The 15,647-nt window shown below is 59.6% G+C and carries 14 protein-coding genes; 10 read left to right on the top strand and 4 right to left on the bottom strand.

What is annotated here, in order from left to right:
• Positions 1 to 7 precede the first annotated feature (7 nt).
• From smc to ffh, 3 genes are read left to right on the top strand one after another with little or no spacing between them, the layout of a single operon-like run.
• Positions 8 to 3,544, top strand: coding sequence for a chromosome segregation protein SMC (smc, locus tag DW913_RS07695; protein ID WP_117798132.1), 3,537 nt, complete (start codon positions 8 to 10; stop codon positions 3,542 to 3,544).
• Complete coding sequence (ftsY, locus tag DW913_RS07690) at positions 3,544 to 4,461, top strand: signal recognition particle-docking protein FtsY (RefSeq protein WP_117798131.1); 918 nt, start codon at positions 3,544 to 3,546, stop codon at positions 4,459 to 4,461. The genes smc and ftsY overlap by 1 nt, the downstream gene beginning before the upstream one ends.
• Positions 4,462 to 4,471: 10 nt before the next feature.
• On the top strand, positions 4,472 to 5,947 hold the full coding sequence (gene ffh / locus DW913_RS07685) for a signal recognition particle protein (RefSeq protein ID WP_117798130.1): 1,476 nt from the start codon (positions 4,472 to 4,474) through the stop codon (positions 5,945 to 5,947).
• A 120-nt stretch (positions 5,948 to 6,067) separates the two neighbouring features.
• Here the strand turns inward: ffh and DW913_RS07680 are convergent, their stop codons facing one another.
• A complete protein-coding gene (locus tag DW913_RS07680; RefSeq protein ID WP_117798129.1) occupies positions 6,068 to 6,832 on the bottom strand; it encodes a DUF134 domain-containing protein in 765 nt (254 codons plus the stop codon).
• Between the two features lie 166 nt (positions 6,833 to 6,998).
• Here DW913_RS07680 and thyA point away from each other — a divergent pair, with 166 nt between their 5' ends.
• The 4 genes from thyA to DW913_RS07660 all read left to right on the top strand — a co-directional run bounded on the left by thyA (position 6,999) and on the right by DW913_RS07660 (position 10,874).
• Positions 6,999 to 7,847, top strand: coding sequence for a thymidylate synthase (thyA, locus tag DW913_RS07675; RefSeq protein ID WP_117629294.1), 849 nt, complete (start codon positions 6,999 to 7,001; stop codon positions 7,845 to 7,847).
• 9 nt (positions 7,848 to 7,856) lie between these two features.
• A complete protein-coding gene (locus DW913_RS07670; protein WP_117798128.1) occupies positions 7,857 to 8,375 on the top strand; it encodes a dihydrofolate reductase in 519 nt (172 codons plus the stop codon).
• Positions 8,376 to 8,484: 109 nt separating this feature from the next.
• Positions 8,485 to 9,399 (top strand): RNA methyltransferase, encoded by a 915-nt coding sequence (locus DW913_RS07665; RefSeq protein ID WP_117798127.1) that lies wholly within the window; start codon positions 8,485 to 8,487, stop codon positions 9,397 to 9,399.
• 125 nt (positions 9,400 to 9,524) lie between these two features.
• On the top strand, positions 9,525 to 10,874 hold the full coding sequence (locus DW913_RS07660; RefSeq protein WP_117798126.1) for an MATE family efflux transporter: 1,350 nt from the start codon (positions 9,525 to 9,527) through the stop codon (positions 10,872 to 10,874).
• Positions 10,875 to 10,959: 85 nt separating this feature from the next.
• Here the strand turns inward: DW913_RS07660 and DW913_RS07655 are convergent, their stop codons facing one another.
• Positions 10,960 to 11,445, bottom strand: coding sequence for a cob(I)yrinic acid a,c-diamide adenosyltransferase (locus DW913_RS07655; RefSeq protein ID WP_117798125.1), 486 nt, complete (start codon positions 11,443 to 11,445; stop codon positions 10,960 to 10,962).
• Positions 11,446 to 11,537: 92 nt separating this feature from the next.
• Here DW913_RS07655 and ftsH point away from each other — a divergent pair, with 92 nt between their 5' ends.
• The 3 genes from ftsH (at position 11,538) to DW913_RS07635 (ending at position 14,408) form a co-directional block, all read left to right on the top strand.
• Positions 11,538 to 13,430 (top strand): ATP-dependent zinc metalloprotease FtsH, encoded by a 1,893-nt coding sequence (ftsH, locus tag DW913_RS07650; RefSeq protein WP_198019956.1) that lies wholly within the window; start codon positions 11,538 to 11,540, stop codon positions 13,428 to 13,430.
• Positions 13,431 to 13,511: 81 nt separating this feature from the next.
• Complete coding sequence (locus DW913_RS07645) at positions 13,512 to 13,973, top strand: DUF523 domain-containing protein (RefSeq protein WP_117798124.1); 462 nt, start codon at positions 13,512 to 13,514, stop codon at positions 13,971 to 13,973.
• A gap of 207 nt (positions 13,974 to 14,180) precedes the next feature.
• A complete protein-coding gene (locus DW913_RS07635) occupies positions 14,181 to 14,408 on the top strand; it encodes an IS3 family transposase (protein ID WP_369831449.1) in 228 nt (75 codons plus the stop codon).
• Positions 14,409 to 14,523: 115 nt separating this feature from the next.
• On the opposite strand, the gene DW913_RS07630 is transcribed toward DW913_RS07635, so the two are convergent.
• Both DW913_RS07630 and DW913_RS10185 read right to left on the bottom strand, forming a co-directional pair.
• Entirely contained in the window at positions 14,524 to 15,126 is a 603-nt protein-coding gene (locus DW913_RS07630) for a Type 1 glutamine amidotransferase-like domain-containing protein (protein ID WP_117798123.1), read from the bottom strand.
• 187 nt (positions 15,127 to 15,313) lie between these two features.
• Positions 15,314 to 15,647, bottom strand: a 334-nt coding sequence (locus DW913_RS10185; protein WP_233542032.1) for a hypothetical protein, incomplete at its 5' end; no start/stop codon positions are given.

Raw genomic sequence — 15,647 nt, 5'->3', positions numbered from 1 at the left:
AGGAACCGTGTATCTCAAGTCCCTCACGCTCAAAGGGTTCAAGTCGTTTGCCGACCGCGCCCATATGACGTTTGAGCCGGGCCTGACCGTCATCGTCGGTCCCAACGGCTCGGGAAAATCGAACATCTCTGACTCGATTCTGTGGGTCCTGGGCGAGCAGAGCGCCAAGCAGCTGCGCGGCCAGGCCATGGAGGATGTCATCTTCTCGGGCTCGTCAGCGCGCAAGCCGGTGGGTGTCGCCGAGGTCACGCTGGTGCTCGATAACTCGGACCATATGCTGCCCGTCGACTTTGACGAGGTCGCCATCACCCGGCGCATGTATCGCTCGGGCGAAAGCGAGTACCTCATCAACTCGAGCCCGTGCCGCCTGATGGACATTCAGGACATCCTGCACGATTCGGGCCTGGGTAAGGATACGCATTCCATCATCAGCCAGGGCAAGCTCGACGCCATTTTGCAGAGCCGCCCCGAGGAGCGCCGTGCCCTCATCGAGGAGGCCGCCGGCATCTCCAAGCACAAACGCCGCAAGGAGCGTGCGCTCAAAAAGATTAAATCGATGGACGAGCACTTGACCCGTGCCCGCGACATCAATAAGGAAATCGCCCGTCAGCTGCGGCCGCTGGAGCGTCAGGTCGATCGCGCGCGCAAGTACAAAGAGCTGTCCTCGCGCGCGAACGAACTTACGCAGATGCTGGCCGTCGACGAGCTTCGTTCGCTGCAGTCGCAGTGGAACGACTTGGAGAGCCGCTCCAAGGAAGGCGCCGCCGAGCTGGAGCTTGCGCAGTACCGCATGGGCGAAAAGGAGCGCGAGCTCGAGAAGCTCCAGGTTATGCTCGAGGAAAAGGGCCTGTTTGTGGGCGACCTGGGCGAGCAGCGCCGCCATATGCAAGACGTGGTCGGCCGCATTAACTCCGATATGCGCCTGCTCGAGGAAAAGGGCCACAACATGGTGTCGCGCCTGTCCGACATGCGTGGCCAGATCTCGAGCTCCGAGCATCAGCGTCGTCGCGTGGTCGAGGAGCTCGAGGACGCGCGTGCACAGCTTGAGGAAGTGACCGGCGCGCACATGCAGGCCCAGGAGGACGTTGACGCCGCTGGTCCTGCCGCCGCTGAGCTCCACGAGCGGCGCGTGGCGCTCGACAATCAGATTTCGCAGCTTACGCGTGAGCAACGCGATGTGCAGCGTGTGGCCGATAACGCGGCGCTCGAACTCGCCAAGGTGAAGGACTCGCTGAGCAACGCCGAGGTCGAGGACAACATGTACGCCTCGCGCCTGGAGCAGATTGATGAACAGCTCGAGGAGGTTACAGCATCGCTTGATAGCCGTCGCGACCGTGCTGAGGAGCTTGAGAGTGCCCTTGAGGCGGCTCGTCAGGCCCAGAACGATGCGCGCGAGGCTACCGAGGTCGCCCGTGCAGCCCTTAAGGACTTGCGTGCCCGCGAGAGCGAGGCGCGCAACAAACTGTCCGAGGTGCGCTCGGAGCTTGCTAGCCAAAAGAAACTCGATGCCCGCATGGCCGACAGCTCGCCGCTCGTGAGCTGTCTGGTGGGTGTACTGGGCGACGATGTCTCGGGTCGTCTGGGCGACGTGCTCGAGGCCCCTCGTGAGCTCGAGGGTCTGGTGGAGCAGCTGCTTGCCGGCGATATCGATGCGCTGCTGTTCGACGATACGTCCGCGCTTGAGCGTGCCGGTCGTGCCGCTCTGGACCAGAAGAAGGCCTCGGGCGAGGCGCTGCTGGTGGCGCGCGGTGCGAGCGCCTCTGCTGCCGCTAAGGGCGCTGCCGGTTCCCGCCTGGTCGATCGCCTGTCCGTACGCGCCGGCTATGGCCCGGTTGTCGAGGCGCTGCTCGGCGGCTATTACGTTGTCGACGACTTGGCGGCTGCGCTGGCCGCGCCTGTCGTTGACGGCGTGACTTACGTGACCCCCGATGGCGCCCGCGTCGCCTGCGGCGGCCTGGTGCGTGTGGGCCTCGACGCCGGCGAGGCGTCGGGTGCCTTGGAGCGCAAGCGTCGCATTCGCGAGCTGGAGGGCCTGGAGCCCGATCTGGCTGCTGTGTTTGAGCATGTGTCGGATCAGGTCGTCGAGGCCAATGCGGCCGTCGAAGAGGCGCGTGCCGCTGAGGGCGATGCCGCCGGCGAGATCGCCCGTCTTGAGGGCGAGCGCCGCTCGCTGCTCTCCGAGATTGGCCGCCTGGAGCAAAGCGCCAACAACGCCGAGGTCGAGCGCGTGCGCATCTCCAAGCGCCGCGAGCAGGCCGCCGAGGCCGTTCGCGCTGCGCGCCCGCGCGTGGACGAGCTCACCCGCTCGCGTGACGAGGCCCGAGCGCAGGCAAGCGATCTTGGCCTTCAGATTGCCGAAGCCAACGACGAACTCGACCGCGTTCGCCGTGACGATTCCGAGGCCGCCGGCAAGCTCGCCGATGCCAAGGTCCGCCTGGCCCAGACGAGCGAGCGCCTTCGTTCTCTGAAGGGCCGCGTGCCCGATCTGGAGCATCGCCTGGAGGGCATCGACCGCCGTATCCGCGGAACACGCCAGGCCTCGCGCTCACTCGAGCTGCTGCGCCTGCGCGTCGATCCCATGCACGAGCGCTATTCGGCCCTGCTGGAGCGCGCGTCGGATTGGGCAGCGCGTCTGCGTGACCAGGCCTCTCTGGAGGAGGCGGACTCCGCTTCGCTCAAGAAGACCATCGAGGATGCCAAGGCAGAGGTTGCCCGCGCTAAGGAGAAGGTCGATACCGCCACCGCCACGCAAAACGAGTTTAAGGTCGCGCGTGGCAAGCTCGAGGTGCAGGTAGAGGCCGCCATTAAGGCCATTACCGCCGATGGCAACACGGTACTCGAGGAAGCGCTCATGCTTCCCGCGCCCACGGACCGCGATGCCGCCGAGCGCGAGCTCAACCAGCTTGTGCGCCAGATCAACAACCTTGGTCCCGTGAACCAAGTTGCCATGGAGGAGTACGAGCAGCTCAAGCGCCGCGCCGATTACATCGAGGAGCAGCTGGCCGATCTGGAGAGCGCGCGTAAGGCGCTCACCAAGATCACGGTGGCTATTGATCGCAAGATGCGCAAGGCGTTCCTTGTGACGTTTGAGAAGGTCGACGCGAACTTCCGCGAGATCTTCGCTATGCTGTTCCCGGGTGGCCAGGCTCATCTGGAGATGACCGATCCTGAGCATCCGGCCGAGACGGGTATCGAGGTCGTGGCGCAGCCGCGCGGCAAGCGCATCACCAAGATGATGCTCATGTCGGGCGGCGAGAAGAGTCTGACGGCACTCGCCCTGCTCTTTGCCGTGTACCGCACGCGCACGGTGCCGTTCTATGTGCTGGACGAGGTCGAGGCGGCACTTGACGACGCCAACCTGTCCAAGCTCATCGGCGCGCTCGACGTGTTGCGTTCCGATACGCAGCTCTTGGTCATTTCGCATCAGCGCCGTACTATGGAGGACGCTGACGTTCTCTATGGCGTCTCGATGCAAGCCGACGGCGTCAGCCGCGTCGTCTCGCAAAAACTCGATCGCGAAACCGGAAAGGTCGTGAATGCATAATGGGATTCTTTGACGCTCTCTCGCGCGGACTTGAGCGCAGCCGCGAGGCCCTCAACGAGGTCTTCTACTTTGGCGGCGAGGTCGACGAGGATTTTTGGGAGGACCTTGAGGACACCCTCGTTATGGGTGACATGGGTGCCGAGGTCGCCATTCAGGTCTCCGATGACCTGCGCGAGACAGCCGCCAAGAAGAACCTCAAGACCGCTCCGCAGCTTCGCCGCGCTCTGGCCGAGCAGCTTGAGCAGCACTTTGTGCCCATCGAGCGCGATCCGTTCTCCGATACGCCGAGCTGCGTGCTGTTTGTGGGCATCAACGGTGCCGGCAAGACCACGACGGTCGGCAAGATTGCGAGCGCCATGGCTTCCCGCGGCAAGAATGTCGTGATCGGTTCGGCCGATACCTTCCGCGCCGCCGCCATCGAGCAGCTCGATGTGTGGGGCCAGCGCGCCGGTGTTCCCGTCATCAAGCGCGACCGCGGCTCCGACCCGGCGAGCGTTTGTTACGACGTGCTCGACGAGGCCGACAGGCGCGGCAGCGACCTGGTGCTCATCGATACCGCCGGCCGTCTGCACACGAGCCCCGAGCTCATGCGCGAGCTCGCCAAGGTGGTCAATGTGACCCGTAAGCGCGCCGCCAATATGGCCGCCGGTCCCATGCCGGTCTCGGTCGTGCTTGTGATCGATGCCGCCACTGGTCAGAACGGTCTGAACCAGGCGCTCGAGTTTAACGAGGCGCTGGGCCTGGACGGTATTATCATGACTAAGCTGGACGGCACGGCTAAGGGCGGTATAGCCATGGCCGTGGCCGAGAAGCTCAAGCTCCCGATCCTTCGCATCGGCGTGGGCGAGCAGGTCGATGATCTGCAGGAGTTTAACGCCAAAGATTTCTGCCGCGCCCTGGTGGGCGAGTCCAATTAAGGAGTGACTAGTGTTTGATTCCCTGAGCGATCGCCTCAACGACACATTTGACCGCCTGCGTGGCAAGGGTAAGCTGACCGAGGCCGACATCACCTCGGCCATGCGCGATATTCGCATGGCGCTGCTCGAAGCCGACGTCAACTTTAAGGTTGTCAAGGAGTTCGTCGCCAAGACCAAGGAGCGCTGTATGACCGCCGAGGTCATGGAGTCGCTGTCGCCGGCGCAAAACGTCGTCAAGATCGTGCTCGACGAGCTTACCGAGATGCTCGGCTCCACCGAGAGCAAGCTCGTTTTTAGTAACCGCATTCCTAATGTCATCATGCTCGTGGGCCTGCAGGGCTCCGGTAAGACCACGGCTGCCGTAAAGCTTGCCTACCTGCTCAAGAAGCAGGGCCGCTCGCCGCTGCTCGCCGCGTGCGACGTCTACCGTCCCGCTGCTGCCGACCAGCTTGCCACGCTCGGTGGCGAGATCGGCGTGCCGGTCTTCCGCGGTGACGGCGAGCACCCGGTCGACATCGCCAAGGGCGCCATCCAGGAGGCCGTCGACCACCTGCGTGACGTGGTCATCGTCGATACTGCCGGACGTCTTCAGATCGACGAGCAGATGATGCAGGAGGCCGTGGACATCAAGAAGGCCGTCAAGCCCGATCAAGTGCTGATGGTCGTCGATGCCATGACCGGCCAGGATATCGTCAACGTGGTCTCGACGTTTGCCGAGCGCACCGACTTTGACGGCGTGATCATCTCCAAGCTCGACGGCGATGCCCGTGGCGGCGGCGCGCTTTCCGTGCGCCAGGTGACCGGCAAGCCCATCAAATTCGTGAGCATGGGCGAGAAGCCCGATTCGCTGGAGCCGTTCTATCCCGATCGCATGGCCAAGCGTATTCTGGGTATGGGCGACGTCGTCGGTATTATCGAGAAGGCCCAGGAGGCAGCCGATGCCGAGCAGCTTGAGGCCGCCGAGCGCATGCTGCGCGAGGGCTTTACCATGAACGACATGCTGGACCAGATGAAAGCCGTTAAGAAGATGGGCGGCATGAAGGGCATTCTCGGCATGCTCCCCGGTGGCCAGCGCGCGCTCAACCAGATGGGCGGCAACCTGGACGAGGGCATCTTCGACAAGAACGAGGCCATCATTATGTCGATGACCAAGGAGGAACGCCTGCGCCCCTCCATCATCAACGGCCAGCGTCGCGCTCGCATTGCCAAGGGCGCCGGCGTGACCCCCACCGAGGTCAACAGCCTTATGAAGCAGTGGGGCGAGATGAACAAGATGATGGGACGCATGCGCACGATGGCCAATCAGGCGCAGGCCGGCGGCAAGAAGGGCAAAAAGGGCAAGAAGGGCAAGAAGATGCGCATGCCCAATATCCCTGGCCTGGACGCTATGGGTCTGGGCAGCATGGGCGGCCTGGGTACGGGCGGTCCCAAGTCCGATATGGAGCTGCTGCGCCAGATGGAAGCGCAGATGCGTAATAAGAAATAGAGCTGTAATTCCAGCTTGATATGGCAAAGGCCACTCGGAAGCTACCGGGTGGCCTTTGTTGTTGGCTTTGATTGTTGGATTGCGTTCAGTATCGCGCCCCGAGCTCGCGGTGCCGTGCCGTTAGTGGCATCCGCAGCCCTCGTGGCCCTCGTGCTCGTGATGGCCGTGGCAGCCGCAGGACTCGCCATGTTCGTGGGCGTGGTCGTGATCATGGCCGTGGCAGCCGCACGTGGCCTCGCCGTTCTGTGCGAGCGTTCCGGCGATAAGGGCCTCGACACAAGCGTCGCAGCTGCCCTGAGCTCCTGCGTACACCGTGATGCCGGCTTGGGCAAGCGCGTTGATGGCGCCACCGCCGATGCCGCCGCAGATGAGCGTGTCCACGCCACCGTTGGCGAGCAGGCCCGCAAGGGCACCGTGGCCGGTGCCGTCGGTGCCCACGACCTGCTCGTTGAGTACCTTGCCATCCTGAATGTCGTAGATCTTGAACTGCTCGCTGCGGCCAAAGTGCATAAAGATGTTGCCGTTGTCGTACGTGGTTGCCACCCTCATGGTGTTGACCTCCTTTGCTGGCCATACGGCCGTTGCCGTGGTAATGGGGGAGTACGCAATATTGCCGCCTTCGATGATGAGCGCCCGACCATTGACCAACGCGTTTGCCACCTTGCGATGCGCGCGGCTGCAAATAGCCGCCACCGTGGCGCGCGCGATACCCATCTGCTGTGCGACTGCCTCTTGGTTAAGGCCTTCCAGGTCGCACAGGCGCAGCGCCTCGAGTTCGTCGACCGTCATGTCGATGGCGTCTCCGCTGGCTAGGCCGTCAGGGGTAAAGCCGCGGTATTCGGGGATGATCCCGACGCGGCGCAGTTTTTCGCGTCTTCCTGCCATGTGCTCTCCTTATCTGACATATGTCAACAATAGAATAGCGAACGCGCAGATTTATGCAATGAATTTCTGGCATATGCCAGAAATTGTGGGCTTATGTTTGGGCTGTGGGGCCGCATGTGCCTGGGCTACAATGAATCTCGCTTATAGGCAACTGACAGGAGGGTCAATGAGCAAGGCTGATCAACAGTTTGTAACCATGTGCCGCGATATTTTGGACCATGGCACCACTACCGAGGGCCAAAAGGTCCGCCCGGTGTGGGAGGACGGCACCCCTGCCTATACCATTAAAAACTTTGGCGTCACGGCCCGCTACGACCTGCGTGAGGAGTTTCCGGCGCTTACCCTGCGTCGCACGGCCCTCAAATCTGCCATGGATGAGATCCTATGGATCTATCAAAAGAAGTCCAATAACGTGCATGACCTCAACAGTCATATTTGGGATGAGTGGGCCGACGAGACCGGCTCCATCGGCAAGGCCTACGGGTATCAGATTGGGCAGAAGAGCCATTATGCCGAGGGTGACTTCGATCAGATGGACCGTGTGCTGTACGACCTCAAGAATACGCCGTACAGCCGCCGCATTATGACGAATACCTACGTGTTTAGCGACCTGTCCGAGATGCACCTGTATCCGTGCGCCTACAGCGTGACGTATAACGTGACGCAGCGCCCGCAGGATGATAAACCGACGCTCAACATGATTCTCAACCAGCGCAGCCAGGACATTTTGGCTGCGAACAACTGGAATGTGTGCCAGTACGCCATTTTGCTGATGATGGTCGCGCAGTCGGTCGATATGATTCCCGGCGAGTTGCTGCATGTGATTGCCGATGCCCACATTTACGACCGTCATGTCGATATCGTCCGGGAGCTTATCGAGCGTCCGCAGTTTGCCGCGCCTAAGGTAACGCTTAACCCCGATGTGCATGACTTCTATGCGTTTACGACCGACGACCTGATTGTCGAGGGCTATGAGCACGGCCCGCAGGTCAAGAACATCCCCATTGCGGTGTAGGTGACGCGCATGACGTGTAAGCTTTCTGCCATTGTCGCCGTGTGCGATGACTGGGGTATTGGGTGCGAGGGTGACATGGTCGTGTCCAATCGCTCCGATATGCGCCATTTTGTGGCGTGCACCAAAGGTTGCCCGGTTATTATGGGGCGCAAGACCCTGCTGAGTTTTCCCGGCGGGCGTCCGCTCAAGAATCGTCGCAATATCGTGCTCACGCGCGACGAGGATTTTTCGCCCGAAGGTGTCGACGTGGTGCATAGTATCGGCGAGGCGCTCGCCGCGGTTGCCGATGAGCCCGTTGCCTGGGTGATCGGCGGCGGCGAGGTGTATCGTCAGTTTTTGCCGTGCTGCGTGGAGGCCGAGGTCACGCATAACCACTGCGTCCATCCCGTGGACACGTACTTTCCCGACTTGGACGCCGATCCCGCGTGGGAGATTGCGCGGCGTGGCGGGGTTGCCACGATTGCCTCGGGCGAGGGTGACGAGGGTCTCGATTATGAGTTCGTGACGTATCGTCGCGTTGAGGCATAAATCGCCTGGCGTGAACGGTATCATCGGGTTGATTGAATGCATGGGGCGGCGCTTAGCGTCGCCTCGTTTGGTATAGATGTGCTGTAAAGAAGGGTGCGGGCTGGCTGCTATGACTGATGCCGTTGAGGTGCTGCGAATCGATTCGCTCGAGGACGAGCGGCTCGATGCCTACGTGCGACTGACCGAGCGTGAGCTTCGCTGCGTGCTGGAGCCGCAGAAGGGCATTTTTATCGCCGAGAGCGCCAAGGTCATCGAGCGTGCGGTTCGCGCCGGATACGAGCCGGTGAGCTTTCTTTTGGGCGAACGCTGGCTCGATCAGATGATGCCGCTGTTTGAGCGCCTGGTTGTGCGCGAGGGCGCGGGTCCGGTTCCTGTGTTCGTTGCCTCCATGGAGCTCATGGAGCAGCTGACGGGTTTTAACGTGACGCGCGGTGCGCTCGCGGCATTCCGTCGTCCACGCCAGATTCCGGTAGCCGAGTTCTTGAGTGGCGTCGTCGAGGCGGCGGGTGAGCGCCCGGTGCGCGTGTGCGTCCTCGAGGGCATTGTCGACCACACCAATGTCGGCGCGATTTTCCGCTCGGCGGCTGCGCTGAACGTCGATGGCATTTTGGTGAGCCCCACTTGCTGTGACCCGCTGTACCGTCGCTCGGCCCGCGTGAGCATGGGCACGGTGTTCCAGGTGCCCTGGACGCGCATTGGCAGCGAGGCGCGCGTATGGCCGCATGATGGGCTGGCGGCGCTGCACGATGCCGGCTTTTCGTGTGCCGCCATGGCGTTGACAGATGATTCGGTGTCGCTGGACGATCCCGTGCTGCAGGAGATTGACCGCCTAGCGATCTTTATGGGTACCGAGGGTGCCGGCTTGGGCACCAAGACCATTGCCGGCTGCGACCGAGCCGCGCGCATTCCGATGGCGCACGGGGTCGATTCACTCAACGTTGCCGCTGCGAGTGCCGTCGCCTTTTGGCAACTGTGCCCGCATGTGAGCAACGAGTACCACTACCAGCCGGGGCTGTATCACTAGGCAGATATTTCGCACCGGGCTCTGGTTCGGGACGTTTCGGCCGACGTCGGTCGGTGCTAAGCTGGTTTTGGCTTTCGTTTTAAAGTGCCGTTTTGTTGTTTGACATATGCTGGTGGGGAGGGCGTGTGGCTAAGAAATCTACGGCTATCGATGTAACGCAGGGTGTTATTTGGCAGCAGCTGCTTTCGCTGTGCGTTCCCATCTTTTTTAGTTCGTTTTTTCAGCAGGCCTACACGCTTATCGGTACCTATATCGTCGGTCAGTTTGGCGGCAAGCTCGCACTGGGTGGCATTCAAGCCACGATGGTGCTCACCGAGCTCTGCATTGGCTTTTGCGTTGGCGTCGGCGCCGGCTGCGCGGTCATTACCGGTCAGTATTTTGGCCAGCACGATGATGAGCGACTGAGTCGTTCGGTCCATACGGCCATGACGCTCGCGCTGGTGGGCGGTATCGTTTTCTCGATTCTTGGCATAGTGTTCGTTGAGCCCATGCTGGTGCTTATGAACACGCCGCATGAACTATTGGCCGAGGGCGTGGCCTATGCTCGTTGCTATTTTGCCGCCATGGTTGCGGCACTGCTGCTCAATATGGGAACGGCACTGCTGCGCGCCGTGGGCGACACGCGCGGGCCTGCTGTGATCATCGCTTCCGGCTGCCTTGTTAATGCGGTGCTGGATGTAATCTTCGTTGCCGTGCTTCATATGGAGGCTCTGGGCTGCGGCATTGCGGTGGCGCTGACCATTTGCTCCAACGCCACGATGATCGTGATTCGTATGATGCACGCACCGGGTGCGTGGCGGCTTTCACTGTCCAAACTCGGTATTGATCCTGGAATTTGTAAGACCATGATCTCGTGTGGTCTGCCGCTTGGCTTTCAGTCTGCTGCGTATTCGATTTCCAACGTTTTGATTCAGGTGTCGGTCAACTCGTTTGGTGCCGATATCACCACGGCGTGGGGTCTTTCGGGCCGCTTAGATGGCATTGTCTGGATGGTTACCGAGGCGCTTGGTGTTTCGATCACCACGTTCTCGGCACAGAACTTTGGCGCGCGCAACTACGAGCGCATGCGCAAGGGCTACCATACGTCGCTCATGCTGTCGTTTATGCTCATTGGTGGCCTGTCTGCCGTGCTGCTGGTGTTCTCGGGTCCGTTGTCGCGTCTGTTTGTCGACGATGCTTCGATTTCGGCGTACACCACGACGATTCTTCATTTTATCGCGCCGTTCTACGCAATCTTCTCGATTATCGAAAACGCGTCGGGCTCCATTCGCGGCGCCGGCGTGAGCTTGCAGCCCATGCTGCTCACGATTTTTGGCACCGTCGTGCTCAGGGTGATCTGGGTGTTTGCGATTATGCCGTTCGATCCGTCGCTTGAGCACCTGCTGCTGGTTTACCCCGTAACCTGGCTCATCACGGCCACGATGTTCACCATCTACCACCACAGCGGCAACTGGCTCGGCCGCGCCACCGCCTAATGATCCGAAGGGGACGGAGGATAACGGATCATTGGACCTGCGATAAGGCGAAATGATCCGTTTTCCTCCGTCCCCTTCGGATCATTTAGTATTCGATGCCTTGGCGGGCTAGGAGGCCTTCGTCGAAGTAGTGTTTGACGGGGCGCATTTCGGTGACCAGGTCCGCGAGGTCGGCCAGCGGCAGCAGTCCGCGGCCGGTTAGCACGAGCTCCGTGGTGGCGGGCTTTATCGCGATCAGCGCTTCGACATCCTCGCGCGTCACAAAGCCTCGGCGCATTGCTTCGCCGAGTTCGTCCAGAATGAGCACGTCGACCTGAGAGATCTTTTTGCGTGCAAGCTCCATGATCTGTGCGGCGCAAGCCTCGGGCGTGTCACGGTCGGCCTGTACAATGCGCAGTCCCAGGCGCGGCGCGGCATCGTGTTCGGCGCAGTGCAGCTTCTTGGCAAACTGCAGCATGAGTACGTCGAGCCCATAACCCGTGGCGCGCAAAGCCAGCCCCAAGGCGGCCGTGGTTTTGCCCTTGCCGTCGCCCGTGTAGATCTGAACCTTGCCGACTTCCAGTGATGCCATCTCTGTCCTTTCGTGCCCGGCGCCGGTTTATCGCCGTCCTTGTTGGGTATTCTAGATAGCATTATCAACCCCTGTAGATGGAGTTCAAGCAGATGGAGATGGATGACAACAAACGTAGACGGAATATGATCCTCTACGTGCTCATCGCCTTCGTTGTCTACCTCGTGCTCTCGACCGTTCTGTTCCCCAACATCGGTCACACGCAGCAGATTACGAAGACCGATTATTCGACGTTTGTCAAAGCGCTCGATAAGAAGAGCGTCGATAAGGTCGAATACAATACCGACGATTACACCATTTATTACACCAAGAAGGGCGAGGACGAGAACATCGCCTACAAGACAACCGGTGTGCCGAATGATGCGGGTTTTACCGATCGCGTGCTTGAATCCGGTGCGTCCCTGGAGTCGGTCGTTCCCGATAAAAACTCGGGTCTTATGACCTACTACCTGCTCACGCTTATCCTTCCCATGGCGATTTTCTTCCTGATTGGCTGGTGGCTCAATCGTCGCATGAAGAAGGCCATGGGCGATGACGGCCCGTCGATGAACTTTGGCGGCGGTGGTTTTGGTGGCGGTGGACTGGGTAAGTCCGGCGCGCGCGTGATCGCCTCCAAGGACGTGGGCGTGACCTTTAAGGATGTCGCCGGCCAGGAAGAGGCCAAGGAATCCCTTAAGGAGGTCGTTGACTTTCTGGAGAAGCCGCAGCGCTACGAGGAGATCGGTGCCAAGCTGCCGCGCGGTGCTCTTCTTGTGGGCCCTCCGGGCACTGGTAAGACCCTGCTTGCCAAGGCTGTGGCCGGCGAAGCTGGTGTTCCGTTCTTTAGTATTTCTGGTTCTGAGTTCGTCGAGATGTTTGTCGGCCGTGGCGCTGCCAAGGTGCGCGATCTGTTTAAGCAGGCCAAGGAAAAGGCCCCGTGTATCGTCTTTATCGATGAGATCGATACCATCGGTAAGAAGCGCGACGGCGGCGGCTTTAGCGGCAACGACGAGCGCGAGCAGACGCTCAACCAGCTGCTGACCGAGATGGACGGCTTCGATAACCACAAGGGTATCGTCGTCCTCGCTGCTACCAACCGTCCCGACAGCCTCGATCCCGCTCTGCTGCGCCCCGGCCGCTTTGACCGCCGCATTCCCGTTGAGCTGCCCGATCTGACCGGCCGCAAGAACATCCTCGAGCTGCATGCCAAGAGCGTGAAGACGCAGCCTCCGATTGACCTGACGGCGATTGCCCGCGCCACGCCCGGCGCCTCGGGTGCCGACTTGGCTAACATCATCAACGAGGGCGCCCTGCGTGCCGTCCGCGAGGGTCGCAAGCGCGCTACGCAGGACGATTTTGAGGAGTCGGTGGAGGTCGTCATCGCTGGTCAGCAGCGTAAGTCCACGGTGCTGTCTGACCACGAGAAGCAGGTCGTTTCTTACCACGAGATCGGTCATGCCATCGTTGCCGCTCGCCAGAAGGGCTCTGCGCCGGTCACGAAGATCACCATCGTGCCGCGCACAAGCGGTGCTCTGGGCTACACCATGCAGGTCGAGGAGGATGAGCGCTTCCTGACCACACGCCAGGAGGTGTTGGACAAGCTTGCCGTCTACTGCGGTGGACGTGCCGCCGAGGAGCTCATTTTTGGCGAGATGACGACCGGCGCGGCCAACGATATCGAGCAGGCCACCAAGCTCGCCCGCAACATGGTGACGCGCTTTGGTATGTCCGACGAGTTTGGCATGATGGCACTCGGTACTGTTCAGAATGCGTACTTGAACCAGGACACATCGCTTACCTGCGCCCCCGGTACGGCCGAGCGCGTGGACGCGATTGTCGCCAAACTGATCGAGGATGCGCACGACCGCGCCCTGCAGATTCTTAAGGAGAACAAGTTTAAGCTCCACGAGCTGGCTCGTTATCTGTACAAGAAGGAGACGATTACGGGCGAGGAGTTCATGAATCTCCTCACGCGCGAGAATCCGCTGATGCCAAAGCAGCAGTAACGTTGCCTTCGGGACAGTAAATATCGACGCCCCATTTGAGTGTAAGTCTCAAATGGGGCGTTCTGCTTGAGGGAGATGCAAATGAAGATCGTGGTGAGTGCCTGCTTGATGGGCGAGAGCTGCAAGTATAACGGGCTCGATAACTACCATCGCGAGCTGGTCGAAGCGTGCGAACGCACAGGGACCGAGGTCCTGCTGGTGTGCCCCGAAGTCTTTGGTGGCTTGCCCACACCGCGCAGGCCGTCCGAGATTGTAAACGGCGAGGTTCGTACCTGCGAGGGCGTGTCGGTTGGTCGCGAATTTCGCCTTGGTGCAGAGCGCGCGCTCGATATGTGCGAGCAGGCGGGCGGCCCGTCCGAGATAGCTGCGTGCGTCTTACAGGACCGTAGCCCCTCGTGCGGTGCGGGTCGCGTCTACGATGGCACCTTTAGCGGCATGCTTACCGCGGGCAACGGCGTTTTTGTCGATCTGCTGCTGCGTCACGGGTACCGTGTGATTCCGGCTAGCGAGTTCGATCCCAGCATGCTGGAACATTGTCCATAGCACTCGAACCCAACACTTCCTCACGGGTGACCGTTTTGGCATCATCCGTGAAGTTGATATTGAGTACGACCCGGTCATCAAAGACGTAGACCGAGTTGACAGGCGCCGTACCCAGGCACCCCCTCCCCGCGGCCCTCGCGCAGGAACGCGCACACGGCCTTCCCGTCTCTTGCGCCCCTCCCGGAACTGTCCACATCAGTGTAGCCAATCCAGTCCGCAAAGGGCTGCAGCCCGGACAACGCGGCGATGGAGGGCTTCTTCGGCCTGCTCAAGAAGGAGTTCTGGCACGGCAGGGACTGGTCGGACTGGACCCCCGCCCGCTTCATCGAGGAGCTCGGGGGCTGGATCGGTCGATACAATACGGAGAGGCGCAGCGATGCGCTCGGTGGCCGCACGCCGGCCGAGTTCCGCTCCGCGCTGGGAAGGGCCGCGTAACGGTCCAAGAAATCGTCCGCAGTCCCCATTCTTGCCCCTTTGGGACAGCTTCTTGTTGGAGCGTGCCTGCCCCAAACCCTGCTAGGAACGAGTACAGCAAACTGGAATTTTCAAATTAGTCTTTGCAAATTACCTTTGAACCTTCACCATCAATTACAATTCCCTGACGGTTGTTAATTGGGCATAGATTCAAATCCGAAAACTCAGCCATTATTTTCTCGGTAACTTTCTTAAATGGTGCTGTAAGATAATGCGGAAGAACATAGAAATCAATCAAATTAAGCCCTGAATCATCTTCTTGTGAGTAGTCCTCCGGCTTTTCATCCATTTGCTCGATATATTGGATGCTTGGAGCGCATACAATCGCACCTGCCGATTCACCAATCATCAGTTTTCCTTTTGCCAATTCTTTCTTCAACAGCTCATCCGTTCCCGTTTTACGGAGCTGGTCTATAAGGAAAAAAGAATTTCCGCCGGTAAAATAGATCACATCCGCATCTTCAAAAAGAGACTGTATCGTTGAATAAGCCTCCGTTGAAATATCAATTTCAGTTACGATTGCTCCCAACTTTTTGAATAATTTTCGAGCCGAGCCGACATAACCGGTGTAGCCTTCACGCAGCGAAGCTGTTGGAATAAATGCGACTTTTTTATTTTCAATTTCTTCCTTTATCAGACTTTCTACACTTGAAAAGTGAGAACATAAAAACAGTTTCATCAATATCCTCCTTTATGTATAAATTCTTATTTGTTGAACTAAGCCGTGTATACCATACTCTCCAATGAAAGAACGCCCTAATATAGCGAAATTTTGCCGTTTTCCTGCGTACGTGCGTACACACTCCACAGGAATTCTAAGGTGCCTGCCCCCTTAGCACACGGACTTTGGAACAAAGTCTAGTGTGTTACGCCTTGCCAGAGGTGTACAGGCTCCCGGTATGCACGTACGAAGCAATTGCCATCAATGCGCCATATAAGTGGCGATCAAGTTCGCACAAAGCGACCTTGATCCCGCAAAACAAAAGGCAGGATACCATCACCACGATGATACCCTGCCTTTGTTCGTTCCTGTTTACCGTTCCGAGTAGTCCTTCCGTAGAATTTCCGATAAACAAAAAACGTATCCGAACCCTTTCTCGTAAAGAACCGGGTTCGAGTACGAACTGAATGGTGGAGCAATAAAAAACCACCACAAAAGGTGCCTTGAACTGCGCCCCGAAACTTGGACTGAATAAATAG

The organism is Collinsella sp. AM42-18AC (genome assembly GCF_003467965.1).
GTDB lineage: Bacteria > Actinomycetota > Coriobacteriia > Coriobacteriales > Coriobacteriaceae > Collinsella.
The sequence above is the reverse complement of the archived record's forward strand: the minus strand, read 5'-3'. Positions and strand labels throughout refer to the sequence as shown.

Bases quoted from the DNA above. Each gene is read 5' to 3' on its own strand.
- DW913_RS07655 (WP_117798125.1), bottom strand. From the start codon at position 11,445: ATGGCATCACTGGAAGTCGGCAAGGTTCAGATCTACACGGGCGACGGC.
- DW913_RS07665 (WP_117798127.1), top strand. From the start codon at position 8,485: ATGACTGATGCCGTTGAGGTGCTGCGAATCGATTCGCTCGAGGACGAG.
- ftsY (WP_117798131.1), top strand. From the start codon at position 3,544: ATGGGATTCTTTGACGCTCTCTCGCGCGGACTTGAGCGCAGCCGCGAG.
- DW913_RS07670 (WP_117798128.1), top strand. From the start codon at position 7,857: ATGACGTGTAAGCTTTCTGCCATTGTCGCCGTGTGCGATGACTGGGGT.
- DW913_RS07680 (WP_117798129.1), bottom strand. From the start codon at position 6,832: ATGGCAGGAAGACGCGAAAAACTGCGCCGCGTCGGGATCATCCCCGAA.
- DW913_RS07630 (WP_117798123.1), bottom strand. From the start codon at position 15,126: ATGAAACTGTTTTTATGTTCTCACTTTTCAAGTGTAGAAAGTCTGATA.
- thyA (WP_117629294.1), top strand. From the start codon at position 6,999: ATGAGCAAGGCTGATCAACAGTTTGTAACCATGTGCCGCGATATTTTG.
- ftsH (WP_198019956.1), top strand. From the start codon at position 11,538: ATGGAGATGGATGACAACAAACGTAGACGGAATATGATCCTCTACGTG.
- DW913_RS07645 (WP_117798124.1), top strand. From the start codon at position 13,512: ATGAAGATCGTGGTGAGTGCCTGCTTGATGGGCGAGAGCTGCAAGTAT.